At 69.5% G+C, this 23,657-nt stretch carries 18 protein-coding genes and 1 pseudogene; 11 read left to right on the top strand and 8 right to left on the bottom strand.

The genetic code is table 11. The annotated features are described in order from the left end of the window. Positions 1 to 34: 34 nt before the first annotated feature. Positions 35 to 1,327, bottom strand: coding sequence for a hypothetical protein (locus ASF08_RS17595; protein WP_056147777.1), 1,293 nt, complete (start codon positions 1,325 to 1,327; stop codon positions 35 to 37). A 6-nt stretch (positions 1,328 to 1,333) separates the two neighbouring features. Continuing rightward, positions 1,334 to 2,485, bottom strand: a complete 1,152-nt coding sequence (locus tag ASF08_RS17590; RefSeq protein WP_056147774.1) for a glycosyltransferase — start codon at positions 2,483 to 2,485, stop codon at positions 1,334 to 1,336. 166 nt (positions 2,486 to 2,651) lie between these two features. On the opposite strand from ASF08_RS17590, the gene ASF08_RS17585 reads away from it, so the two are divergent. Together ASF08_RS17585 and ASF08_RS17580 are read left to right on the top strand one after the other, a co-directional pair. Next, on the top strand, positions 2,652 to 3,875 hold the full coding sequence (locus tag ASF08_RS17585) for a DUF1972 domain-containing protein (protein ID WP_056147771.1): 1,224 nt from the start codon (positions 2,652 to 2,654) through the stop codon (positions 3,873 to 3,875). Between the two features lie 41 nt (positions 3,876 to 3,916). After that, entirely contained in the window at positions 3,917 to 5,125 is a 1,209-nt protein-coding gene (locus ASF08_RS17580; protein ID WP_056147766.1) for a glycoside hydrolase family 5 protein, read from the top strand. Here the strand turns inward: ASF08_RS17580 and ASF08_RS17575 are convergent. Both ASF08_RS17575 and ASF08_RS17570 read right to left on the bottom strand, forming a co-directional pair. Continuing rightward, positions 5,085 to 6,320, bottom strand: a complete 1,236-nt coding sequence (locus ASF08_RS17575; protein ID WP_056147761.1) for a VpsF family polysaccharide biosynthesis protein — start codon at positions 6,318 to 6,320, stop codon at positions 5,085 to 5,087. The genes ASF08_RS17580 and ASF08_RS17575 overlap by 41 nt on opposite strands. A gap of 76 nt (positions 6,321 to 6,396) precedes the next feature. Next, entirely contained in the window at positions 6,397 to 8,520 is a 2,124-nt protein-coding gene (locus ASF08_RS17570; protein ID WP_056147760.1) for a GumC family protein, read from the bottom strand. 295 nt (positions 8,521 to 8,815) lie between these two features. Between ASF08_RS17570 and ASF08_RS17565 the strand changes: the two genes are divergently transcribed. Beyond that, entirely contained in the window at positions 8,816 to 10,327 is a 1,512-nt protein-coding gene (locus ASF08_RS17565) for a glucosamine inositolphosphorylceramide transferase family protein (protein WP_056147756.1), read from the top strand. A 6-nt stretch (positions 10,328 to 10,333) separates the two neighbouring features. Here the strand turns inward: ASF08_RS17565 and ASF08_RS17560 are convergent, their stop codons facing one another. From ASF08_RS17560 to ASF08_RS17550, 3 genes are all read right to left on the bottom strand, one after another. Continuing rightward, positions 10,334 to 11,521, bottom strand: a complete 1,188-nt coding sequence (locus ASF08_RS17560) for an FAD-dependent oxidoreductase (protein WP_056147753.1) — start codon at positions 11,519 to 11,521, stop codon at positions 10,334 to 10,336. 234 nt (positions 11,522 to 11,755) lie between these two features. Next, positions 11,756 to 13,156, bottom strand: coding sequence for an ATP-binding protein (locus tag ASF08_RS17555; protein WP_056147750.1), 1,401 nt, complete (start codon positions 13,154 to 13,156; stop codon positions 11,756 to 11,758). Next, positions 13,153 to 13,821 carry a response regulator gene (locus tag ASF08_RS17550; RefSeq protein ID WP_056147747.1) on the bottom strand — a complete coding sequence of 223 codons (669 nt, stop codon included), beginning with the start codon at positions 13,819 to 13,821 and terminating at the stop codon, positions 13,153 to 13,155. The genes ASF08_RS17555 and ASF08_RS17550 overlap by 4 nt, the downstream gene beginning before the upstream one ends. Before the next feature lie 155 nt (positions 13,822 to 13,976). On the opposite strand from ASF08_RS17550, the gene ASF08_RS17545 reads away from it, so the two are divergent. The 8 genes and pseudogenes from ASF08_RS17545 (at position 13,977) to ASF08_RS17505 (ending at position 21,037) form a co-directional block, all read left to right on the top strand. Then, a complete protein-coding gene (locus ASF08_RS17545) occupies positions 13,977 to 14,636 on the top strand; it encodes a hypothetical protein (protein WP_056147744.1) in 660 nt (219 codons plus the stop codon). A gap of 71 nt (positions 14,637 to 14,707) precedes the next feature. Further along, complete coding sequence (locus tag ASF08_RS17540) at positions 14,708 to 15,130, top strand: hypothetical protein (protein ID WP_056147741.1); 423 nt, start codon at positions 14,708 to 14,710, stop codon at positions 15,128 to 15,130. 205 nt (positions 15,131 to 15,335) lie between these two features. After that, entirely contained in the window at positions 15,336 to 16,658 is a 1,323-nt protein-coding gene (locus ASF08_RS17535; RefSeq protein WP_056147738.1) for an MFS transporter, read from the top strand. Between the two features lie 134 nt (positions 16,659 to 16,792). Beyond that, complete coding sequence (locus ASF08_RS17530) at positions 16,793 to 17,950, top strand: metallophosphoesterase (RefSeq protein ID WP_244474567.1); 1,158 nt, start codon at positions 16,793 to 16,795, stop codon at positions 17,948 to 17,950. 43 nt (positions 17,951 to 17,993) lie between these two features. Next, positions 17,994 to 19,262, top strand: a complete 1,269-nt coding sequence (locus tag ASF08_RS17525) for an arsenic transporter (RefSeq protein WP_056147736.1) — start codon at positions 17,994 to 17,996, stop codon at positions 19,260 to 19,262. Between the two features lie 24 nt (positions 19,263 to 19,286). Continuing rightward, a pseudogene (locus tag ASF08_RS26130) lies at positions 19,287 to 20,215 on the top strand (DMT family transporter). Between the two features lie 307 nt (positions 20,216 to 20,522). Continuing rightward, positions 20,523 to 20,753, top strand: coding sequence for a hypothetical protein (locus ASF08_RS17510; RefSeq protein WP_018041817.1), 231 nt, complete (start codon positions 20,523 to 20,525; stop codon positions 20,751 to 20,753). Between the two features lie 29 nt (positions 20,754 to 20,782). Beyond that, entirely contained in the window at positions 20,783 to 21,037 is a 255-nt protein-coding gene (locus ASF08_RS17505) for a BrnA antitoxin family protein (RefSeq protein ID WP_056147723.1), read from the top strand. A gap of 55 nt (positions 21,038 to 21,092) precedes the next feature. Here ASF08_RS17505 and ASF08_RS17500 read toward each other — a convergent pair whose 3' ends face one another. Then, positions 21,093 to 23,285 (bottom strand): transglycosylase domain-containing protein, encoded by a 2,193-nt coding sequence (locus tag ASF08_RS17500; RefSeq protein ID WP_056147720.1) that lies wholly within the window; start codon positions 23,283 to 23,285, stop codon positions 21,093 to 21,095. Positions 23,286 to 23,657 lie beyond the last annotated feature (372 nt).

Here is a 23,657-nt window from a genome sequence, read left to right as displayed (position 1 = left end):
ATGGTGCGAGGAGCCTCGCGGAAGGGGAGGCGGGTCATCGGCCGGCCCCCGCCTCGGTATCGCGGCCGAGGTCGGACCGCATCCGAGGCAGGACGGAGCGCCAGGGCTTCAGCATCCACAGGCAACCCGCCAGGACCACGACTTCCGAACACAGGACGCCGAAGAGCGACCAGGCCGGCTGAGCCACCAGCAGCAGGCCGATCACGGCGACGGCGCCGATTCCCACGCTCACGCCCGCGATGACCGAGAGGGGACGGAAGTCCTGCATCGTCTCCATCAGCACCCGCATCGGCGCGTGGATGAGCGAGACCGTGACGATGGCCCAGGCCGCCACCGCGATCAGCGTCATCGGCGCCGCCGTGAACTGGCCGGCGAACAGCTTGTGCTCGATGAGTTCGAGCGCCCAGAGGATGATGGCGCCGTAGGCGATGCAGCCGAGCCCGAGGAGGCCGGAGCAGATGAAGGCGAAGCGGCGGGCGAGGGTGAATTCGCCCCGGGCGAGATGGCCCGCCACCTCGGGCTGGACCATGTTGATGAGGGCGGATGCCGAGAGCCGCAGGGGGGAGAACAGCACGAAGGTGGCGGCCATCGGCGCATAGGCGGCCGGCCCCGCGATGGCGGCCACGAGAAGGCTCTGCCCCTGGCCCTGGACGTTGGCGGTGGTGACGTTGACCAGCGACCACGACAGGGTCGGGATCATGGCCCCGTAGCGGCGGCGCACCGAGCGGCCGAGGCTGAGCCGGATCGGTTCCCGCAGCAGGGCCAGCGATGCGACGATGCCGAGGCCGTTGGCGCAGGCCAGGGCGAACAGGGTCTCGTCGAGGCCGGGCGCGCCCTGGAAATGGATCATCGCCACGGTGAAGGCGGTGCCCGAGAGGGCGAAGACCACGTCTCCCAGCCCCGAGATCGCCGGCCGGTGCTTGGCGAAGAGCGCGAGGCGGAGATAGCTGCGGAGCGACCAGAGGCCGACGAAAAGGCTCCCCGCGAGGGCGTTGATGTCCGAGGTCGCCATCAGCGCCGCGCAGACCCCGGCCCCGATCGTCGCGGAGAGGATGACCGCCACCGTACCGAAGGTCACGTCGAACCCGCGCGCCGCGCGTCGTCCGGCGCGCGGCGGAATCGCGATGGTGGCCGGTACCCCGGCCAGCGACCGGATGTAGGTGAGCGCCAGCCCTCCCACGAGGAAGAGGATGGCGAAGCGCCCGTAATCGTGCGGGCTCAGGCTTCGCGCGAGGACGATGTTGATCCCGAAATGGAAGGCGCTCTGGGTGACTTCGCCCCCCAGCATGAGGATGAAGCGGCGCGCGAGGCGGTTCAGACCGTGCATGACGATTCAACTCGCCGCGACGGCGCTGGCATCGACGCCCGCGCGACCGCCGATGCGGGCACGGATCATCGCCACCAGCCCTTCCGCTGCGGCGGCTTCTCCGAACAGAGCCGCGTAGCGAGCGCGGGCGGCCGCTGGAAACTCCTGCCAGGAAACCGGATCGATCACGATCCGCTCCAGGGCGGAGGCGAGGCTCGGCGCATCGTCGGGCGTGACGACCCAGCCGCTCGACCCATCCTCGACCACCTCCGTCAGCCCGCCGATGCGGGACACGACGGGGGGGCGGCCATAGGCCATGGCCTCGATCGCCACGCGGCCGAGGGATTCCGGCAGGCGCGACGGCACCGTGACCACGTCGGCCCAGCGGTAGAGATCGGATGGATCGTCGACGAAGGGAGACAGGCGGATGATCGAGCCGAGCCCCGCATCGGCGATCTGGCGGCCGAGCGCCTCTTCGCGCGCCGTATCCTCGAAGGCGCTGCCGACGATCCGGACCTCGAGCCGCGCGCGCACCTCCGGCGGCAGCTGGCGGATCGCCTCGACCAGGATCTCCTGTCCCTTGATGCGGCTGATCCGGCCCAGCATCAGCAGGCGCAGGGGACGCGAGCCGTCATAGGTCGAGGCCGGTGGCGTCTCGGGACCCGCAATGCCGTTATAGACCACCCGCATGGCGACCTTGGAGGTCAGCGAGAAGGCCTTCGCGGTGGCGCGGGAGTTGAACACGATGTCGGCCCCGCTCCAGCGGATCAGCCCGCGCAGCAGCTTCAGGGTGGCGCCCTGAGGGATCTCGTGGACATGCACGATGGCACGGCCGGGGCAGAGCCGGGCGGCCAGGAGATAATCCGCCACCACCGAGGTGTTGATGTAGACGAGGTCGCTCGCGCGCAGCCGCCGCCAGGCGCGCAGCATCGCCACCGGCAGCGTGAGCAGGCCGAGGGTGGCGAGGCGCGGCAGGTCGCGGCGCCGGAGAATCCAGAGCGGCTCGAAGACGATCCGCGAAGCAACGCCTTCGAGGGCGCCCACGATGGGGCCGGTGCGGGGCAGGACGACGTCGATGACGGCGGCGGGATAGGCCGCGCGAAAGATCCGCACGCTCTCAACGAAGCTGCGGTCGGACCCGTAGAGTTCGTATCCCTGGTGGACGCAGGTGATGCGCATGCCGACTCGACCCTAATCCCAACCTGAACTGCCCCAAGATGACATGCCACGATGTTTCCAATCGTTACCGGGCAAGAACCTCACCCAGTGTAATCATGGGGCATGGTTGCCTGGAGATGTTTCTCGTGTCCCGTCGCGGGACGGTTGGGGGCTAAAGGAGACTCGGATGCCGTCGCACAAGCCCTCTCTGCTGATCCTGGGGACGCGTGGCATTCCCGCATCCCATGGCGGCTTTGAAACCTTCGCCGAGAAGCTCGCGCTCTTTCTCGTGAAGCGCGGCTGGCATGTGGCGGTCTATTGCCAGGACGAGGTCGAGGCGGTGAGCGAGCGTTTCCGCACGACCACCTGGCAAGGCGTCGAGCTCATCCATGTGGCCGTTTCCACCAGCGGCCCGCGGGCGACCCTGGATTTCGACTGGCATTGCGTGCGCGATGCCGCCAGGCGGGGCGGCGTCAGCCTCGTCCTCGGCTATAACGGGGCGGTCTTCCTGCCGTATCTGCGCCTCTCCGGCGCGAAGATCATCACCAATATGGACGGCATCGAGTGGAAGCGGCCGAAATGGTCCATGGCGGTGCGCGCTTGGTTTTGGACCAATGAGTGGATCGCCGCCTGGTCTTCGCACCGCCTCGTGGCCGACCATCCCGCCATCGCCGACCATGTGGCCACGCGCCGTCCGCGATCCGCCATCGCCACCATCCCGTATGGCGGCGATCCGATCTCGGCGGCGCCGACCGGGCCCATCGAGGCCATGGGCCTGAAGCCGGGGCGGTACATGACCTCGATCGCCCGGATCGAGCCCGACAACAACATCCTCACCATGGTCGACGCCTTCTCGCGCAAGGTGCGGGGCATGCGGCTCGTGGTCCTCGGCACGCTCTCCGACAACAATCCCTATCATCGCGCCGTGAGGGAGGCGGCCAGCGACGAGGTGCTCTTTCCCGGCGCCATCTATGAATCCGAGACGATCAGATCCCTGCGCTTCCATGCGCGGGCCTATCTGCACGGGCATACGGTGGGCGGCACCAACCCGTCCCTTGTGGAGGCTCTGTGGGCCGGCAACGCGGTGATCGCCCACGACAATCCGTTCAACCGGGGGACGGCGGGCGAGGAGCAGTTCTACTTCGCCGATGCGGATGCCTGCGAGCGGCACATCGAAACCCTGATCGCGGACGATGGCGCGGCGAGACGGGCGGGTGTCGCCTCGCTCGCCCGTGCCGCCGACCGCTTCGAATGGTCGGAGATCCTGAAGCAGTACGAGGCGGAGGCGACGGCGCTCGGGGGCTTCGCCGCGCCGGCGGGCCAGGAGTCGAAGCACTCCGGCACCTCGTCCGCCCATCTCCCCCCGGCCCCGATGGCGATGGGAGGCCAGAGCCGAGATCGCGCTTCGTGAGGCCAGTCCCCACGCGCAGGGCGATCCTCGCGGCCGCGGCTTTGACGGCGGTACGGATCCCGGCCGCCGCCGCCACGCCGCCGCTCCGCCTGAGGCGCGGCGTCAATACCTGGCCGTGGTTTTCCCTGACGCGGGAATTCCCGGCGCCGCGCACGGATTATGGGACGCCGCCGTTCCAGGAGGGCCGGCCCGTCCCGACCGGCCGCGACTTCGCCCGTCTGCGAGCGGCCGGGTTCGACTTCCTGCGCCTGCCCGTCGATCCCGGCCCCTTCGCCGCCGCCGTGCCGGAGGAGCGCGAGCGTCTCATGGCCGACCTCAGGGCCGCGGTGGAGGCGGCGTTGCGCGCGGATCTCGCGGTCCTCGTCAACGTGCAGGCCAATGGCGCGACCCATCACTGGAACCCGCAGAATTTCTACGGCGATCCCGGCGCGCCGCTGTTTCCCGCCTATCGCCGCTTCGTCTCCGACCTCGCCCGACTGCTGGAGGGGATCGCCCCGGAGCGGCTGGCGCTGGAGCCCGTCAACGAGCCGCCGCAGGGATGCGGCGCGGCATCGTGGCTGACGATCCAGGACGACCTCCTCGGCGAGGCCCGCCGGGTCGCCCCGCGCCTGACCCTCGTGGCCTGCGGCGCCTGCGGCAGCATGATCACCGGGCTCACCGCCCTCGACCCCGCGCCGCTGGCCCGCTTCGCGCCGCTGCTGTTCACCTTCCACTATTACGAGCCCTACCTGTTCAGCCATCAGGGGGCGCCCTGGATGCGGGAGCCGGTCTACCGCGCGCTCAACGCGGTGCCCTGGCCCGCCTCCGCCGGCAGCCTCGAGTCGACGCTCACCGCCGTGCGGACCCGGATGGCCGGTGATGCCGGTCTGTCGGCGGAGGCGAAGCGCGACGCCTACGCCCTGACCGAGGCCAAGCTCGGCGAGTATTTCGCCGCCCGGCCCGATAAGGGCTACCTCGCCCGCCACCTCGCCATGGTTGGGGAATGGGCCCGCCGCCACGGCATAGCGCCGGCGAATATCGTCCTCGGAGAGTTCGGGGCCCTGCGCAGCGATGCGCGCTACGTCGCCTCCCATGCGGAGGACCGGGCGCGCTACGTCCGCGACGTGCGGGAGGCGGCCGAGGCCGAGGGCTTCCCCTGGGCCTTCTGGAACCTGTTCGACGGGATGGGGCTGATGGACGATGCAACCAAGCGCTTCGATCCCGCCATCGTCACCGCCCTCGGTCTGCGCCTCCCGGCGGACGATCGCTGACCGCGTGGAACAGGCCGAGGAGGAGGATGGCGAATTTGGCGAGCAGCGTGGTCTTGCCGCCGATCCCCTCGAACGTGTTCACCAGGATGACGAAGGCGATGACGGGCAGGAACGTGCCGGGGCGGCAGTGGCGGACCAGCTCGATCATGTAGAGCGTCACCGCGACGGTGAGCAGCACCGTCATGAAGATGCCCTGGTAGACGAGGGTCCGGACGATGGGGTTCTCGATGCCCCATTCGAGCCCGCTCACGCGCCGTAGCGAATCCACGAGGCTCATATCCGGGCCGACCAGCAATTCGCGGAAGGGGATGCTGGCGACGAGGTCGAGCATTTCCACGCGGGCATTGGCGCTGCCGCCATCGGCCATGAACCGGCTGAGCAGCGCGTCGAAGAACCCGCCGGCCGCGAGGCCGCCGATGCCGAGGGGCACGAGGGTGAACAGGAAGATCCCCGCCGCCGCCGCCAGGAGCGGGATCCGGCCCGCGCTCAGCACCTTGTGCAGGGCGAAGAGACCGTAGCCGCCGCCGAAGATCAGCGTCACCACCATGGCCGAGCGCCCGCCGAAGGCCACGAGGGCGGCGAGCTGCAGCCCGATCATCGCGAGCCGTTGCGGAGCGGTCATGCGTCCGCCGCCACCGATGAGGGCGAGGACGTAGCAGGCCGTGAGGGTGGCGTTGCCGAGGGGGTGTCCCTGAAGTGCGGCCGAGCGCGTATCGGTTGCGAAGACCTGACCGTCGAGCCGGTATGGGAAGAACAGGGTCTTCGTCGCGAATTCCGTGAGGCCGAGCAGGGCGTTGACCAGCAGCACCGCATGAACCGTCAGTTCAAGGCGCCTCCAGGTGAGCGCGTCGCGGTCGGCCAGCAGGACGACGAAGAGGCCCGGCAGCAGGAACGTGTCCAGCGCCCCCGCCATGCCGGGGCCGCTGCGCAGGACGATGTGCAGGAACAGCCCGATGCTGCAAGCGGCCAGCAGCATTCCTGCCGGCCGCACCTGCACGGCATAGACGAGGTAGCCCGCCGGGTTGCCCGACTTCAGCGCGGCCCAGCCGAACAGGACGATGACCAGATAGGTCGAGGGATGGATCTTCTGCGGCGCCGCGCCGGTGAGCCCGTCGTAATTGATCCCGACATTCCACAACATGCCGCCCGACACGCCGAGGATCAGCACGGTGAGGGCGATCAGGCCGAACGGCATCGGGCTGCGCGACGCCGCTCCGGCTTCCTTCCGTCCTCGGGCCGGGGAATGAACCGCGCTCCTCATGGTCCGCCCGTCACGCCGCCGCCGCGTAGCGATCGACGAACAGGCTGCCCGAGACCGGCCGGCCGAGCACTTCCGAGATGTCGAGGATATCGAGGAGGTCGCGCTGGCGCGTGGCGCCGTTTTTCGCCACGATCAGCAGCCGGTCGCTGGCCGCGGCGAGGGGTCCGATCCGCAGGTTGCCGGTCAGCACGCCGCCATCGATGAGGATGAGGTCGAAGCTCGATTTGGCGGCTGCGAGGAACTGCTCGATATTGGCCCGGCTCAGGGCCTCGCGCGAGGCCTTGGCGAGATCGCCGATGCCGATCCGCGCGGCACCGCTCTCGGCATCCGCCTTGGCCGCCGCCGCCATCCCGACCTCGCCGCGCAGGACCTCGATGAGGCCGGGGCCGGAGGCGTTCTCCTCCGGCGTCGCTTCGAGGTCCGCCTCGACCACGAGCACGCGCTCGCCGCGCGCCGTCGCCACCGCCGCGAGGAGATGGATCGTCGAGCGCCGGTCCGCCGTATCCGAGGCCGCCGAGGTGACGAGCACGCTCAACGCCTGGCCCGGCGGGTGGATCTGGCCGCGCACGCTGGCCAGCCGGTCGAGGGTCAGGCTCGCGGCGACGCTGGCCGGACGCTCGCTTCCCGCCTTGAACTCCGGATAGGTGGCGACCACGGAGGTGTGGGAGAGCCGCTCCATCTGGCGCCGGGACAGGACGGTGGGATCGAGATATTCGCGCACGAAGGCGAGGCCGGCCCCGAGGCCGAGGCCGCTGACGAGGCCGCCGACGAACAGCAGGAGGCGCAGGGGCCAGCTCCGCTCGGCGGGCGGACGGGCCCAGCTGATGACGCGGGCATTGGTGGTGTCGATGCCGGTCTGTTCCTGGATCTCGCGCGAGCGGTTGAGGAAGTTGCTGTAGACGGCCCGGCTGGTATCCACCTCACGTTCGAGCTCACGCAGGCGCACGGAGGCTTCGCCGGTGACGATGGAGCCCCGCTTCAGCTCGTCGAGATTCGCGGTCAGCGCTTTCTCGTTGGCGACGGCGCGCTGGTAATCCGTCTCGGCGGAGCGGGCGATGCGGGTCAGCTCCGTCTCGGTCAGGCGTTTGACGTCCTGCATCTGGGTCCGCACCGCCTCGATGAAGGGGTGGCGGTTGCCGAGCTGGGTGCGCAGATCCGCTTCCTTGCTCGCGAGTTCCGCATACTGGCTGCGCAAGCGCTCGATCACCGCGGACTGGATCGCCTCCGGGGCCGTGTCCGGTCCGAACGCAGTACTCCCGCGCGCGTCCTTGATCTGCTGCAGCCGGGTGCGCGCCTCCGCCGTGCGGGCGCGGGCGGCCACGATGCGGTTGTTGCTCTCGGCCAGTTGCTGCTCGCTGATGAGCTGGCCGCTCGCCGTGATCAACCCGTTCTCGGCCTTGAACGTCTCGACCTTGTTCTCGGCGACGTTGACGCGCTTGCGCAGGTCGTCGAGGCGCGACGCCATCTCGGACGAGGCCCGCGAGGCCGCGTCGGCGCGGGCGGAGGTCTGGTCCTTGAGGTAGGCGGCGGCGATGGCGTTGACGATCCTGGCCGCCTTGTCCGGGTTGCCCGCGGTGACCACGACATCCACCACGAAGACCTTGTCGGCGCGCTTCACCGCGAGCCTGCGCCGCAGGGCGCGGACGGCCCGGGCCTCGGCGGCGGCATCGGTGGCGGGTGCGGCGCCTTCGCCCTGGAGGGTGCGCAGGGTCCAGCTGAGGAAGCCGGTGCCGACGCCGCCGAAATCCGGGTCGTCGAGCAGTCCGGCATCGCGGGCGGCGCGGGTCAGGACCGAATCCGATTCGATCACCCGCGCCTGGCTCTCCACCTGCATCACACCGCCATCCGGCGCCATGGCGACGGGATTGACGTCGTTGGTGACGATCTGCTTGTCGCGCGGGTCGATCAGGATCTGGGCCGTGGCCGCGTAGAGCGGCGGTGCGAGGAAGCCGTAGGCCACCGCGATGAAGGTGAGCAGCGCGGCGGTTCCGAGCACCCAGGCCCGGCGCACGGTGAGGATGCGCCAGAGATCGCCGATCTCGGCGCTCTTGTCGGGCTCGGAGGAGGGCGGCCGGTCGATGCTGGATCGACCGATCCAATCCGCCGCCGCGATATGTCTGTCGATCTGTGCCATCGGATGCTCGGGCCGTGGCCGGGATACAGCCCGTCCTTCGGATACAGGCATGATCCGACTTTACTGACGATTCACCAACACCCGGAGATTTCCCCGGTCTCGGCCCTCTTCGTGCGGGGCATGGTTAGCGAACCATTAAAGTAATCCCGCCGCCGGTGCTTATTCCGAGGGCAGTGAAGGGTTTCTCAATCGCGATGGTGTAACGGGAAGACATGAGGGGGCGTCCCGCGTCGGACCGATCCCGCCATCCGGTGGCTTTCGGCCTCGGCTTTCGACTGTCCGGGGACCGACGACGATGCGCCTGCGACTGAGGTTGGATGGATGCGCCCCCCGCCGCTGGCATCTCCGCCTTCTGGAACGGCTCGCAGCACTTCCCGGGCTCGAAGTGGAAGTCGACCGCTCGCCGGGACCGGGGGGGCTGCCGGACAATGCCGCGCTGCTGTTCCGCCTCGAAGCTCTGCTGAACCGGCTGTCCCTCGGCGGTCTGTCCGCCCCCGTCCCGGGAAGCGCATTCGCTGCTTATCCCGAGCCCACGGCGGGCGCGTCCTGCATCCTCGATCTTTGCGGCGATGCGGAGGGCGGCCCGGACCTTCCGGTCTGGCGCCTCGGCTTCGACGGCGTGGCGGGAGAGGGCGCGCTTCTCGCGGCGCTTCTCGCCGGCCGCTCCCCCGTGGCGGCCCTTTCCACGGATGGCAGGATCATCGCCTCCGGGCGCTTCGGCGCCGAGGATCGCGGCACCATGCTCACCGCGTTCGAGGACGGGCTGATCCGCAGTATCACGCTCATCGTTGGCGCGCTTTCGGGCGCCCGGCCGCTTCTCCGGGACGGCGTCCCGGTGGCGCCGGAGGCGCCCGCCCTGACCGTGAAGACGATCGGCACCCGCGCCGCGAAGATGGCGGCGCGGCTCGTCGTCCGCCGCCTCTATTACCTCTGCTATCGCGCCCCCCATTGGCGCATCGGCTGGCGTCGGTTGGCCGGCCCGGATCTCGTGGACCTGCGTGCGCATCCTTCGTCCGGCTGGCACGACCTGGCGGATGACGGCCTGCGCTTCTACGCCGATCCGTTCGGGATCGAGCACGAGGGCCGTACCATCCTCTTCGTCGAGGATTTCCCGCACGCGACGGGCAAGGCGCTGATCTCGGCTGTGGCCTTCGATGGGAACGGACCCATCGGAACGCCGGTCCCCGTGCTGGAGGAGCCGTATCACCTGTCCTATCCGTTCGTGTTCGAGCGCGACGGGTCGTTCTGGATGATCCCGGAGAGCTGCGCCAACGGCACGGTCGACCTCTACCGGGCCACGGCCTTTCCGGGCGGCTGGGTCAAGGAAGCGACGCTGCTCAGCGGCATCACCGCCAGCGATCCGACCCTGCTGGAGCGGGACGGCCGCTGGTGGATGTTCGCGACGGTGCGCGATCAGGCCGCCGATGTCGGCGGAGGGACGGTGCTCGGCTCCTACCACGACAGCCTGCATCTCTGGTCGGCGCCGGACTTCCGAGGTCCCTGGACGCCGCACGCCCGCAATCCGGTCCTCATCGACATCGCCTCGGCGCGGCCGGCGGGACGCATCGTCGAACGGGACGGCGCCCTGATCCGCCCGGTCCAGGATTGCCGCCTGGGTTATGGCGAGGCCCTGGCGCTGGCGCGGATCGACCGCCTCGACGACGAGGGTTACGCGCAGACCGTGGAGACGATCCTGCGCTCGGGCCCGCTCTTTCCCGGCACCCGTCTCCACACCCTCAACCGGACTTCGACCTTCGAGTTCATCGACGGCTCGGCCCGCTCCCCCCGTTGGCGCAGGGGGCGATAGCCCGGCTCAGACGGTCTTGGTGCGCCCGATCGCCGGTCCGCGCGGCTTGGCGAAGGCCGTGCGCAGCAGGTGGAGGGCGTGCAGGCCGTAGCGGCCCACGCGGTTGCGCAGGCGCCGCAGGGTCCATACCGCACCGCTGCCGACCGTGATCTGGCGGGCATAGAGGCTCGCCTGAAGGCATTGCCGGTCGGAGGTCTGCTTGATCGGGTCGGCGTAGAATTCGGCGATCTTGTCCTTGCCCATTCCCGGGGTGGCGAACCAGCGCGGCAGATGCTCGGAGCAGAGCCGGTCGACATCGGTCAGCACCTTTCCGATCCCGGTCCCGGGGATCGGACAGGGGGTCAGGAAGGCGTCGCCGAGGAGCACGACCCCGTCGCGTTCCGCATCGGCCGCCTGGACGACGTCGATGGGGCGCATCTCCACGGGGCCCGTGACCGTGAGGTCCGGGCAGAGGCGGGCGAGGCCGGGCATGGCCTGCCGCATCAGCGCCTCGGGCGATTTGCGGAACTCCTTCACCCAGGGATCGGAGAGTGCGCGGTAGACGAAGAGATTGGCCCGCATTGTCGCGCCGATGGGAAAGAGCGTGACATAGGCCACCGCATTGTCCGCGCTCTCGCCGTAATAGGTGAGGGATTCGAAGCCGAAGGACGAGGGCGGGGCCGCCATGTCGAAGCCGAAGCACAGGGAGTGCTTCTCGCTGATCATGGTCCTGCCGATACCGACCTTGCGCCGGAGCACGTCGCCGAGGCCGGTGGCCAGGAGAACCAGCCGCGCGGTGCGCACGCTGCCATCGGCGAGGGTGACCGTCTGCCGTTCCGGGCCGGTCTCGATCTCCGCCACGCGCCCGATGACCAGGGGCGAGGAGGCGGGCAGGGCGCCGCGCAGGTCGTTGATGAGGGGCGTGTAATGGACGCCGTATTCGCGCACGGCATGGCGCGAGACCAGATGGCCGAAGCGCGTGACGCAGACCTCGTCCACCGGCGTCGTCACGGCCCGCGCCAGTTCGCCGAAGCCGAGCTTCTCGAACAGGTCCATCTGCGGCACGCCGAGCTTTTCCGCCCGGAAGTCGGGGGGATAGACCGCGTGAGTGTCGATGATCGCCGCGTCGTAACCGGCCCTGGTGAGCGCAATGGTCGCGGTAGTCCCGGCGAGGCCTGCTCCGATGACGATGACGTCGTGGTGGATCTCAGACATCCAGAACCTCCCGCCCGAGCCCGAATGGGCCGCCTCTCCTCCGCCCCGTGCGTCTGCCGTGCCATTTTGGCACCCATTCGCGGCGCAGGCGGGTCGGGACAACCCCTCGCAGCAGGGCATATGCCGCCCGCTCCGTCCCGATCAAGGTGCGCCGTCAGCCTAAAGAATCCGTGCGGTTAACACTGCCGCTTCGAGCCGGGCCGGCAAGTTACGTCGGCGAGTTACCTCGGCGAGTTACCTCGGCAAGTCGAGCCGCGCGCGAAGACCATGGAAGCTTCCGCGGTCGAGACGAAGCGTGCCGCCATAGAGTTCGGCCAGTTCCGTGGTGATCGACAGGCCGAACCCGTGGCCGGGCACGGTCTCGTCCAGGCGTTTGCCGCGCCCGAGAACCCCGGCGGCTGCGTCCGCGTCGAGGCCCGGCCCGTCATCCTCGACCGTGATGGTGATGCCCCGTTGGTTGAGCGCGGCAGCGATCCGGACCCGCGCCCGGCACCAGCGGCAGGCATTGTCGATGAGGTTGCCGAGCATCTCGTCGACGTCCTGTCCGTCGCAGGCCACCGCGATGCCGTCCGCCACCTCCACCGAAAAGGCGATGCCCTTCTCGGCATAGAGCCGCGCGAAGGTGGAGCGGAGGTCGGCCACGGGCGCCTCCAGCGCCGTCCTCTCGCGGGTGGCCCCGCCCAGGGCCGCCGAGCGGGCGCGGCGCAGATGATGGCGGATCTGCCCGTCCATGCCCGAAACCAGAGTCGTGAGCCGGCCGTCGGGATCGCGCTCCCCGTCCCGCAGCGCCATGGTCAGGGTCGCGAGCGGCGTCTTCAATCCGTGGGCGAGGTTGGCCACATGGGTGCGTGCCCGTTCGAGATTCGCCGCGTTTTCGCCGAGCAGCGCGTTCACCTCGCGGACCAGGGGGCGGATCTCCGCCGGCTGCGTCTCCGGCACCTGTGCGCGCTTGCCCGCGCGAATCTCGGCGAGGTCCCGGCGCAGGCGTTCCAGCGGTCGGAGGCCCAGGCGCACCTGCGCGACGAGGCCGGCGAGAAGACAGAGGCCGAGCACGGCGAGGATCAGCACCAGGGTGAGACTCGCCTCACGGACGGGGCCGCGCAGGGCCGCCATGGGCGCGGAAGCGACGATCGTCGCCGGGCCGATCCCCGCCGCATCCGGCAGGGCGAGGATGCGCAGGATCACCGGGTTGCCCCAGGGGTCGACGGCGTCCGCAGGGCGGGGACGGTCGCGGTGCCGACCCCCGCCGTCCGGGCGGTCGTCTTCGGGGACGGTGAGGTCGCGGCCTTCCAAGGAGCCGGAGCGGAGGATCGTGTCGCCCTGCCGGACCTGCCAGGACCAGCCCGACCGGTCGCGGTCGAACGGCGGGCCGTCGAGGTTGCGCCCGAGGGCGAGGCGGCCGTCGCGGCCCCGCTCGAGGCTCGATGCGATGGCGACGATCTGGCTGTCGAGGCGGCTGTCGAGCTGGCCGCGCACGAAGCGGTGCAGGATGAAGCCGATGGCGATTCCCGCCACCACGAGGGCCACGGTGACGAGGACGAGGGCGGCGAGGATCAGCCGCCGCTGCAGGGAGCCGCGATGCGCATGAGGCGGCCCGTGGGGAGCCGGTCCGTGGGGAGGTCGCGGCCGGGTCACGCCGCCTCCCCCGGCACCAGCTGGTAGCCGTGGCCGCGCACGCCCTCGATCCGGGCCGGCGCGATCTTGCGGCGCAGGCGCGTGATGATGACCTCTACCGAATTGGAATCGACCTCCGCGTCGCCGTCATAGACCCGCTCGATCAACTGGCCACGGGGCACCACCCCGTCCTTGCGCAGGATCAGGCAGGAGAGCACCCGCCATTCGAGCCCGGTCAGCTTCAGGGGCAGGCCATCCCGCTCGAACGTGCCGAGGCCGGCATCGTAGGTGAGAGGTCCGCACACGATCCGGTTGGCCCCGTGCGCCGAGGCGCGGCGCACCAGAGCGCGCAGGCGGATGACGAGCTCTTCCACCCGGAACGGCTTCACGAGGTAATCGTCCGCCCCCGCCTTGAAGCCCGCGACCTTGTCGCTCCAGCCGTCCCGCGCGGTGAGGATCAGCACAGGCACGGTCCGCCCGGCGGCCCGCCAGGCTTGGAGCACCGAGACGCCGTCGCGCTTGGGCAGGCCGAGATCGAGCACCACGGCGTCGTAGGTCTCCGTTTCGCCGAGATGCTGGCCGTCCTCGCCGTTGACCGCGTGGTCGAGGGCGAAGTTCTCGGCGCGGAGAGCCTTGGCGATCTCGGCGGCGAGGGCCGCATCGTCCTCCACCAGAAGGAGCTTCATCGGAATCCGTATCCTTGGGGATGCAGGGGCAGCCCCGGCGCCTACGCGCCGCGCTTTAACCGGGGCTGAACCGCGCGGTTCAGATCGGGTTGGAGGGGCGAGCCTAGAACGGCGTCAACCCGAGAGGGGATCCGCTTTTCCAGGACATCGACACCATGACGACCGAGACAACCATCGGCGGAACCGCCACCGAGATGCCGAGCCCCGCCGCCGCCCCACGCCGCTCGCGCCGCGGCTGGATCGTCGGCGCCATCGCCGCTCCCCTGGCCTTCGGGGCCGTCGGCCTTTCCCTGGCGCAGAATTCCGGCGTGACCCTCACTCCCGTCGCGCCGGTCACCGTCGCACAGCTCGCTCCTTCCGCCGCCATCGCGGCCAAGGGCGAGGTCGCGGAAATCTTCGGCAACAAGTTCATCCTGCAGGACGGCTCCGGCCGTGCCCTGGTCGAGACCGGCAAGCAGGGCGAGGGCGGCACGCTCGTCACCAAGGGAGAGGCAATCACGGTGCAGGGCCGCTTCGAGAACGGCTTCCTCCACGCCACCCTCCTCACCCGGGCCGATGGCAAGACGGTGGTGCTCGGTCCGGCGCGCGGCCCGAAGCCCGGTGGCCTCGACTGGGCGAAGGACAAGGTCGGCCTCGGCCCCGAGATCGATGCACCCGCGCTCACCGCGAAGGTCGAGGCGGCCGGCTATTCCGACATCCGCGTCACCGGGCGCGGTCCGCGTCATCTCGACATGGCGGCCAAGGGCCAGGACGGGCGCGAGCGCCTGCTCCATGTCGGGTTCGACGGCGACATCCGCGAGAAGCGCAGCTTCTGACGATGACATTTCCCTCCTGCGGACCTCCGGGGGAGGGCTTGAGGCCTTCTCCATCATCGGGATCGACGACAATGCCAAAGACCGCGACCGCCACTGGAATCGTCTGGGCCGTCTTCGGCCATCGCCTCGCGCTGGAGGGGAACGGCACGAGGAGTCTCGCCGATCTCGGTCCCAAAGCGGTGTCGGAAGGGATGCCGAGGGTTGGCGACACCGTCACCGTCGAGGGCGAGGTCACGCCCTGCGAAATCAAGGTGTCCCGCCTCGTCCTCGCCGACGGCGCGGTGCGCATCATCGCGCGGCCGGAAAAGGGGCACGGCAAGGGCGATCCGGACACGGCGCTGCGTCTCGTCCGCGATGCCGGCTACCGCGTCGAAGGACCGCTGGTTCGCAAGCCGAGGCATTTCGAGATTCGCGGCATCCGGGACGGAGAGACCTTCGACGTCCATGTCCATGACGACCACGGGATCCGGAAAGAAAAGCGTATCGCGGTCTAGAGGTCGAGTATTCCACATACCGAATACACTGCTGATCTTGTCTGCCGTGCCGGGGCTTCGACGCTCACGCAGAATTCAATCCCCGCCGAGGAACCTTCATTTCGGGCTGGGGTTTGCCGCTCCGATCGACCCGAGGCCTTGGCTCCCGAGCCAGTGACACGCGCCGATCGGTCCCCTTCATGACCTGCTTCGAAAGATCGATCGGATGACGAGCGTGCCCGCCGCCGACCAGGATCGGGGTCGCGCCCCGTCGCAGCGGACGCTGCGCGGGCTCGATGCCCTCAACTTCTTCCTCGCCGACGTCCGTGACGGGCTCGGCCCCTATCTTGCCATCTATCTCATCGCCGTGCGCGGTCCCGACCAGGGCTGGAACGAGGCGACGACCGGAATGATCATGACGATCGCCGGCATTGCCGGGCTGATCGCGCAGACGCCGGCCGGGGCGCTGATCGACCGGACCAACCACAAGCGCGCCATCGTCATCGCCGGGGCGCTGGCTGTCACGGCAAGCTGCCTGCTCCTTCCCTTCGTCACGAATTTCTATCTGGTGGCCGCGACCCAGTCCGTCGCCGGCATCGCCGGGGCGGTGTTCCCGCCGGCGCTCGCCGCGATCACTCTCGGCGTGGTGGGGCCGAAGATGTTCTCCAAGCGCATCGGCCGCAACGAGGGCTTCAACCATGCGGGCAACGCAGTCTCGGCGGCCATCGCCGGATCGACGGCCTATTTCTTCGGGCCCATCGTGGTGTTCTGGCTGATGGCCGTGCTGGCGGTGCTGAGCGTCGGGGCCATGCTGATGGTGCCGGCCAAGGACATCGACGACGACCTCGCCCGCGGCCTCGACGAGACGGCGGGGGAGGGCGGCGAACAGGCATCCGGGATCAAGGCCCTGCTGCAGAACCGCACCCTGATGCTGTTCGCCCTGCTGGCCGCGATCTTCCACCTCTCCAATGCCGCAATGCTGACCTCGGTGGGCCAGTTACTGACCAAGCTTTCGGGTAAGGAGAGCGCGACCTCGCTCATCTCGGTCTGCATCGTGGCCGCACAGTTCGTCATGGTGCCGGTGGCGGTCTTCGTCGGCGCCAAGGCCGATGCGATCGGGCGCAAGCCGATCTTCCTCGTGGCCTTCGGCGTGCTCGCCGTCCGGGGCGTGCTCTACACCTTCTCGGACAACCCGTTCTACCTCGTCGCCGTACAACTCCTCGACGGGATCGGTGCCGGCATCTACGGCGCGCTCTTCCCCATCGTCGTCGCCGACCTCACCCGAGGCACCGGACGGTTCAACGTCTCGCAGGGGGCCGTCGCGACGACGCAGGGGCTCGGCGCCTCGTTCTCGGCGACGCTGGCCGGTCTCATCATCGTGTCGGCGGGCTATTCGACGGCGTTCCTGGTCCTGGCGGCAATCGCGGCGGCGGGGTTCGTCCTCTACCTCGTCGCCATGCCGGAGACCTACGGGTTCGAGCCACCGACCTCGGCCTCGAAGCCCCCGGGCGCCAATGGGCCGGAGCCGATGGCGGCCTCCCCCGCCTGACGGCGAGTCCGGCAGGACCGAAGCCGTCCAAACCCTCCGAGTTTTCAGACGACGCGCCCCCCTTTTTTCATCACCCCGCCGGCTCAAGCCGTGGCCGGGCGCGTCACATGACGGGCCGTGAAGCGAGACATGCCATGACCCATTCCGCCATGACCCATCCCGCCATGACCCATCCCGCGAGCGCACGGGACGATATCCTCGCCTTCGCCCATCTCGGCGATCTGCACCTCACCGAGGGGCATCTCGAGAACGCCCGCGATTTCCTCGCCATCGTCGCACAACTCGGCGCGGTCGAGGGGCTCGATTTCGCGTACCTGCCCGGCGACAACGCCGAGAACGGGCTGCCCGAGCAATATGCCCTCGTCCGCCAGGGCCTCCTGGGATTCTCGCTCCCCGTCCATGTCATCACGGGAGATCACGACATGGAGGGCGGCAGCCTCGATGCCTTCCATGCCGGCCTCGGCGCACGGCCACTTCCCTACGCCACCGACATCTCCGGCATCCGCTGTCTCTTCCTCGACATGTGCGGGCCGGGAACCGGCGGTCCGGATTTCCGCCTGGGCGACGCACAGCTCGCCTGGCTCGAAGGCGAGATCCAGCTGGCCGAGCGCGACGGTCTCGACTGCGCCCTGTTCATGCACAGCTACCCCGCAGACCTGAAAGGCGAGGGCGAGGCCGTCCGCGTCGGCCATCTCGTCTCGCAGTCGCGCGTGCGCCTCGTGGAAATGGGCCACACCCATTACAACGAGCTCGCCAATGACGGTCGCACCATCTTCGCGGCCACGCGCTCCACCGGGCAGGTCGAGGAAGGGCCGGTCGGCTATGCCATCGCGGCGATCGATGGCGGCGTCGTCAGCTGGCGCTTCAAGGAACTGGCCGAGCCCTGGCCCTTCGTCCTCGTCACCGCCCCCGCCGACCGGCGCCTCGCCCATGACGACGGGCACCGGGTGCGCGACACGGTGGAGGTGCGCGCGCTCGTCCTCGGTGCCTCCGCCGTCACCGCTTGCGAGGTCAGCGTCGATGGCGGGCCGTGGCAGGCGATGACCCGCGCCGACGGCGACCGGCGTTACCGTGCGTCGATCCCCTGGGACGCGGCGGCGCGCCGCCTCACCGTGCGGGCCTCGGATGCGGCCGGGGGCACGGGACAGGACGTCGTGGAGCCCGCCACCGACCGGTCCCGCTTGCCGGTCTCGAAGGGGATCGGCAGCGACGCGGATTCCATCGGCGCCTGGCCCGAGAAGGGCCTCCTCGGTACCCAGCTCGGACCCAATCGGAACGGCCGACACTGGTAGTCGTCACGCCGCTCCCTCGACCCTGACAGGATTTCGCCCGCCCATGTTCGCACTCCCCGTGACGCCGCATCTGGCGACCTGGATCATCGCCGGACTGGCGACAATCGGGGTCATCACCCGGCCCTTCGCCTGGCCGGAGGCTGTCTGGGCCGTGCTCGGAGCCGGGGCGCTGCTGGTGCTGGGCCTGATCTCGCCGGAAGCGGCCTGGGACGGCGTGCGCAAGGGGACGGATGTCTACCTGTTCCTCGTCGGCATGATGCTGCTCGCAGAGATCGCCAGGAAGGAGGGCCTGTTCGATTGGCTCGCCGGCATCGCCGTGCGCCAGGCCAGGGGGTCGGCGACGCGCCTGTTCCTGCTGGTCTACCTCGTCGGCACCGTGGTCACGGTGTTCCTCTCCAACGATGCGTGCGCCGTCGTGCTGACCCCGGCGGTCTATGCCGCGGCCAAGGCGGCGGAGGCCGAGCCGCTGCCCTACCTCTTCATCTGCGCCTTCATCGCCAATGCGGCGAGCTTCGTGCTGCCGATCTCGAACCCGGCCAACCTCGTCGTCTATGCTGCGCACATGCCGCCGCTCAGCGAATGGCTGGCGCGGTTCGCGCTGCCCTCAATCCTGGCCATCGTCGCCACCTACATCGTCCTGCGCCTGACCCAGAACTCCGTCCTGCGGCAGCAATTGCTCGCCCGGGACGTCGAGGCGACGCCCCTCTCGGGCACCGGCAAGGTCGCCGGTCTCGGCATCGTCGCCACCGCCGGGGCCCTCATCGCCGCCTCGGCCTACGATCTCGAACTCGGCCTGCCGACCTTCGTCGCCGGCCTCGCCACCACGCTCCTCGTCCTCGCGATCAAGCGGGGCGGAGCGGTGGAGGTCGTCAAGGACGTGTCCTGGGGCGTGCTGCCCCTGGTGGCCGGGCTGTTCGTGCTGGTCGAGGCCCTGGAGAAGACCGGTGTCCTGACCCTGCTCGCCGATCACCTCAAGCGGGCGGCACAAGCCTCGCCCGATGCCGCGGCCTGGGGCGGCGGAACCCTGGTGGCGGTGCTCTCCAACCTCGTCAACAACCTGCCGGCCGGCCTGATCGCGGGGGCGGCCGTGCAGCAGGCAGACGTCTCCGAGAAGGTCGCCGGGGCGATCCTCATCGGCATCGATCTCGGCCCCAACCTGTCGGTGACCGGATCCCTCGCCACCATCCTGTGGCTCACCGCCATCCGCCGCGAAGGGGAGGATGTCGGCTTCTGGCGCTTCCTCAAGCTCGGCCTGCTGGTGATGCCACCGGCCCTCATCCTCGCCCTGGCCGGCCTGCTCCTCCTGCACTGATCCCCATTCCGAGGACGACCCGACATGAACGCGGCCCTGCTCTATCCCTTCATACTGGTCGCCGGCGCGCTTCAGGCGGCGGGCAATTCCATGAACGCGCGCCTGCGCGTGGCCCTCGTCAATCCGTGGCTCGCGGCCTCCGTTTCGTTCTCGCTCATCGTCTTCGTCTTCGTCACGCTGTTCGTGGTGATGCCGACGCCGCTGCCCAGCCTGGAACAGCTCGGCGGCATGCCGTGGTGGGCACCGTTGGGCGGGCTTGCCGGAGCGGTGGCGGTGTTCGGCGGCCTCGCCTTCGTCGACAAGGTCGGAGCCGGGCCGTTCAACGGGTTGCTCATCACCGCCAACATCCTGACATCGCTGGCCATCGATCATTTCGGCTGGCTCGGCATGCAGGCGAACCCGCAGGGGCTGCTGCACCTCCTCGGCGGCGGCCTGATGGTGGGCGGCATCGTCCTCATCGCCCGGTTCTGAGGCCTCCCGTCCGCACCGATGGAGATCCCACGCACATGACCGGCCCCCTGTTCTATCCCTTCATCCTCGTCGCCGGCGCCCTTCAGGCCATCGGCGTCACCATGAACGCGGCGCTTCGCGGCGCGCTCGTCAATCCGTGGCTCGCGGCGGCGGTCTCGTTCCTGCCCATCGTCTTCGTCTTCGTCGCGATGCTGGCGATCCGTCCGGTCCCGCTCCCGACCCGCGACGACCTCGCGGGAATGCCGTGGTGGGCGCCGCTCGGCGGCATCGCCGGGGCGGTGGCGGTGTTCGGCGGCCTTCTCTTCGTCGACAAGGTGGGGGCCGGCGCCTTCAACGGGCTGCTCATCACCGCCAACCTGCTGACGTCGCTGGCCATCGACCATTTCGGCTGGCTCGGGATGCCGAAGCACCGCGCCGTCAAGGCACGGATCGCGGGCGCAGCGTTGATGGTGGCCGGAATCGTCCTCATCGCGGCGTTTTGACGGGGACATCCACCGGGATTTACCTCCGCGACCCCCGCGAGTCCTTGCCAGGGTTCGCTTTTTGGTGCCCGGACGTGCTATGTCCCGGCGATCCCGCCTGAAGCCGGTCCCGTGCGAAGGGTGTGTGGATCACCCTTCCTCGCTGCCGATCGCGGAATTTCACGTCCGCCGGCACTCGTCTCGATCGTCGACATGATGCGCCGCGCGAGCGGGCACGAGCGGTTCATCCGCCGCTGCCGCCTCCGCCCTGGCGAATGATGCGGTCGTTGCGCGGGCGGCGGGGCGAGGGGAGCCAGGAAGGACGACGATGAGCGACGAAACCGACGCCAGGACCCGGTCCGAAGAGCGCGCCGAGCGCGCGGAGCGGATGGCCAAGGAAGGCGCGCAGGCCATGGCGGAGCATCTGCAATCGGTGAAGGAGATCGACGAGCGCACCGTGAAGCTGCGCGCCCTTCGCCTTGCCAAGGAAGCCGCCGAGGCCGCGGAGAAGGCTGCCGCTCCCGCGCCGGCCCCCAAACGCAAGCGCTCCGCGAGCTGAGCCAGACAGCCTTACCAGGAAACCGACCCATGGCATTCGATCGGACCCGTCGCGCCAGCGACCCCCGCCAGGCGGCGGAAGCCGCCTTCAAGGCCGCCACCACCAAGGCGCCCGACACTCCCAAACCCGTCGAACGCGCCCCCGCCGCGCCGCTCAGCCCGCCCGGTGCCCGCGAGATGGTGTCCCTGCGCCTCGACCGCGCCGTGCTGGAGCATTTCCAGAAGGACGGCCCAGGCTGGCAGGACCGGATTAACGCGGCGCTGAAGGGCATCGCCGGACTGTAGAGACCGGCCCGGTTCCGACAGCTCGCGGCTGCCGGAAAGCGCTTCCCTCCCGCGCCTATTCTCCCACGCCGAACAGCTTCTCTAGGAAATTCCGGTCGTCCTGGCTCGGCCCGCGGGCGCGCTGGTTGGCGGCAACGCGGGGCGGCGGGGCGGCGGATTGCGGCTCTCCGAGGAGGGCGCCGATGAGGCCTCCCGGTGCGGTCCCGGTGGTGGCGGGAACCTCCGCCGGGGCGCGGTTGCGCCAATGGTTGGCGCCCGGCAGCATCGTCGGAGTCTGGCCCTTGAGGGCCACGGTCATGTAGGTCTTCCAGATCTCGCCGGGCAGGTTGCCGCCGGAGACCTTCTTGGTGGATTCGCCGTCGTCGTTGCCGAGCCAGACGCCGGTGACGAGGGTCGACGAGTAGCCGATGAACCAGGCATCGCGGAAATCCTGGCTCGTGCCGGTCTTGCCGGCGAGGTCCCATCCCGGAACCTCGGCCTTCTTCGCGGTGCCCGAGACGAAGGTCTCGTGCATCATCGCGTTCATCATCGAGACGGTCTCGGCATTCATCACCCGGCCGAGATTGGTGTCCTTGCGCTGGTAGAGCGCCTTGCCCGTCGTGCTCTTCACGTTGGCGATGACGTAGGGGTTCACGCCCGTGCCGCCATTGGCGAAGGCGGCGTAGGCGCCCACCATTTCCAGCGGGGTCACTTCCGAGGTGCCGAGCGCCAGTGAGCCGTTGGCCTGCAGCGGCGAGGAGATGCCCAGGCGCTGGGCCGCCTGCACCACCGCCTTCGGGCCGACTTCCTGGCCGAGGCGCACGGCCACGGTGTTGAGCGACAGCGCCAGCGCCTCGCGCAAGGGGACCGGCCCGCGATAGTCGCGCGAATAGTTCTCCGGGTTCCAGCCCTTGATGCTGATCGGCGCGTCGTCGCGCACGGTGTCCGGGGTCAGGCCCCGCTCCACGGCGGCGAGATAGACGAAGGGCTTGAACGAGGAGCCCGGCTGGCGCTTGGCGGTGGTGGCCCGGTTGAACTGGCTCTGGGAATAATCGCGCCCGCCGATGAGCGCCCGGATCGCGCCGTCCGGCCTCATCGAGACCACGGCCCCCTGGGCGACGTTGTAGCGCGAGCCCTTCTGGTTCAGCTCGTCCACCAGTGCCTTCTCGGCCGCGCCCTGAAGGCGGGTGTCGACGGTGGTGGTGACGACGATGTCGGTGTCGAATTTCGGCAGGAAGTCGTCGAGGACGTCCATGACGAGATCGGCCACGTAATTGGCCGAGCCGCCGCCACGGCTGCTCGCCGGCCGTGCCGGTGTCGCCAGCGCCAGCTTCACCTCGGCGGGCTTGGCGAAACCGAGTTCCTCCATGGCCGCGAGCACCTGGGCCGCCCGCGCCTGGGCGGCGGGCAGGTTGCGGTTGGGCGCGAGACGCGAGGGCGCCTGGACGAGGCCGCCGAGCATGGCGGCTTCCGCCAGCGTCACCGCCTTGGCGGGCTTGCCGAAATAGCGCTGGGCGGCGGCCTCGATGCCATAGGCGCCGGCGCCGAAATAGACCCGGTTCAGGTAGAGTTCGAGGATCTCGTCCTTGGTGTAGCGGTGCTCCAGCCACAGGGCGAGGATCGCCTCCTGGATTTTTCGCGAGGCCGAGCGTTCCGGCGTCAGGAACAGGTTCTTGGCGAGCTGCTGGGTCAGGGTCGATCCGCCCTGCGAGACGCCGCGGCGGGTGACGTTCTGGGCCACGGCGCGGGCGATGCCCACCGGGTCGACGCCGAAATGGCTGTAGAAGCGCCGGTCCTCGATCGCCACGAAGGCACGCGGCAGATAGGGCGGCAGCTCGGCGATGCTCACCACCCGTCCGCCGGTCTCGCCGCGATTGGCCAGGAGCGAGCCGTCGCTGGCCAGGATCGCGATGTTGGGCGGGCGCTTCGGAACGGCGAGCTGGTCGATCGGCGGCAGTTGCGAGGCGTGGTAGGCCACCAGCCCCGCGATGGCGATGACGCCCCACAGGCCGAGAACGAGGGTGCCATAGAAGAGACCGCCCAGGAACGAGCGCCGGCGCGGCTTGCGGGCCGGTGCCTTGGCCCGCGCCGAGGGGCGCCGGGGGCCTTCGCCCTGGCCGTTGCTGCTCGTCGCGCGTCTGCCCACACCGCCTCCGGCGCGATCGTCGCCGCTGAGCCGCAGGTCGAGGTCGCCGCGCCCACCGATGCGCCCTCCGGGCACGTCGAAGTTCGGCTCCTCCCGCCCGCGTCCCTTGCGTCCGTTCGCCATGCGTTTCGTCTGAACCTGTGAGCGCCCCGTGATCCGAGAGGCTCAGGTACCGCACGGTAAATACGGCGGGTTTAAGGGTTCTTAACCCGGATCGTTTTCGGGTTTTGAGATCATAGCGGAATGTTAACCGCTCGGCCGTGGCGGCTTGAATCGTTATTGCCGCTCTCTGAACCTCACCCGCAGTCTCCACGACCAGGACCGGAAAATGCGTTTCTGGAAACGATCGGTTTCCATCGTTTCTATTTCATTCCGCTCGAATGGGCCAGATAACGATGCCGGTGCGGACATGCCGGCTTTCTTCAAGACCTGGTGCCCCATGCGAGCGTATTTCCCGGCCCGATCGTGAGGGCCGATGGAGACGGTCGTGTGGAT

The sequence above is a fragment of the Methylobacterium sp. Leaf85 genome (assembly GCF_001422125.1).
In the GTDB taxonomy this organism is placed as follows: Bacteria; Pseudomonadota; Alphaproteobacteria; order Rhizobiales; family Beijerinckiaceae; genus Methylobacterium; species Methylobacterium bullatum.
The sequence above is the reverse complement of the archived record's forward strand: the minus strand, read 5'-3'. Positions and strand labels throughout refer to the sequence as shown.

What these genes read in the sequence shown, in the direction of transcription:
- ASF08_RS17595 (WP_056147777.1), bottom strand. Translation starts at nt 1,327, where the DNA reads ATGCACGGTCTGAACCGCCTCGCGCGCCGCTTCATCCTCATGCTGGGG.
- ASF08_RS17590 (WP_056147774.1), bottom strand. Translation starts at nt 2,485, where the DNA reads ATGCGCATCACCTGCGTCCACCAGGGATACGAACTCTACGGGTCCGAC.
- ASF08_RS17585 (WP_056147771.1), top strand. Translation starts at nt 2,652, where the DNA reads ATGCCGTCGCACAAGCCCTCTCTGCTGATCCTGGGGACGCGTGGCATT.
- ASF08_RS17575 (WP_056147761.1), bottom strand. Translation starts at nt 6,320, where the DNA reads ATGCCGTTCGGCCTGATCGCCCTCACCGTGCTGATCCTCGGCGTGTCG.
- ASF08_RS17570 (WP_056147760.1), bottom strand. Translation starts at nt 8,520, where the DNA reads ATGGCACAGATCGACAGACATATCGCGGCGGCGGATTGGATCGGTCGA.
- ASF08_RS17565 (WP_056147756.1), top strand. Translation starts at nt 8,816, where the DNA reads ATGCGCCTGCGACTGAGGTTGGATGGATGCGCCCCCCGCCGCTGGCAT.
- ASF08_RS17560 (WP_056147753.1), bottom strand. Translation starts at nt 11,521, where the DNA reads ATGTCTGAGATCCACCACGACGTCATCGTCATCGGAGCAGGCCTCGCC.
- ASF08_RS17550 (WP_056147747.1), bottom strand. Translation starts at nt 13,821, where the DNA reads ATGAAGCTCCTTCTGGTGGAGGACGATGCGGCCCTCGCCGCCGAGATC.
- ASF08_RS17545 (WP_056147744.1), top strand. Translation starts at nt 13,977, where the DNA reads ATGACGACCGAGACAACCATCGGCGGAACCGCCACCGAGATGCCGAGC.
- ASF08_RS17540 (WP_056147741.1), top strand. Translation starts at nt 14,708, where the DNA reads ATGCCAAAGACCGCGACCGCCACTGGAATCGTCTGGGCCGTCTTCGGC.
- ASF08_RS17535 (WP_056147738.1), top strand. Translation starts at nt 15,336, where the DNA reads ATGACGAGCGTGCCCGCCGCCGACCAGGATCGGGGTCGCGCCCCGTCG.
- ASF08_RS17530 (WP_244474567.1), top strand. Translation starts at nt 16,793, where the DNA reads ATGACCCATTCCGCCATGACCCATCCCGCCATGACCCATCCCGCGAGC.
- ASF08_RS17525 (WP_056147736.1), top strand. Translation starts at nt 17,994, where the DNA reads ATGTTCGCACTCCCCGTGACGCCGCATCTGGCGACCTGGATCATCGCC.
- ASF08_RS17510 (WP_018041817.1), top strand. Translation starts at nt 20,523, where the DNA reads ATGAGCGACGAAACCGACGCCAGGACCCGGTCCGAAGAGCGCGCCGAG.
- ASF08_RS17505 (WP_056147723.1), top strand. Translation starts at nt 20,783, where the DNA reads ATGGCATTCGATCGGACCCGTCGCGCCAGCGACCCCCGCCAGGCGGCG.
- ASF08_RS17500 (WP_056147720.1), bottom strand. Translation starts at nt 23,285, where the DNA reads ATGGCGAACGGACGCAAGGGACGCGGGCGGGAGGAGCCGAACTTCGAC.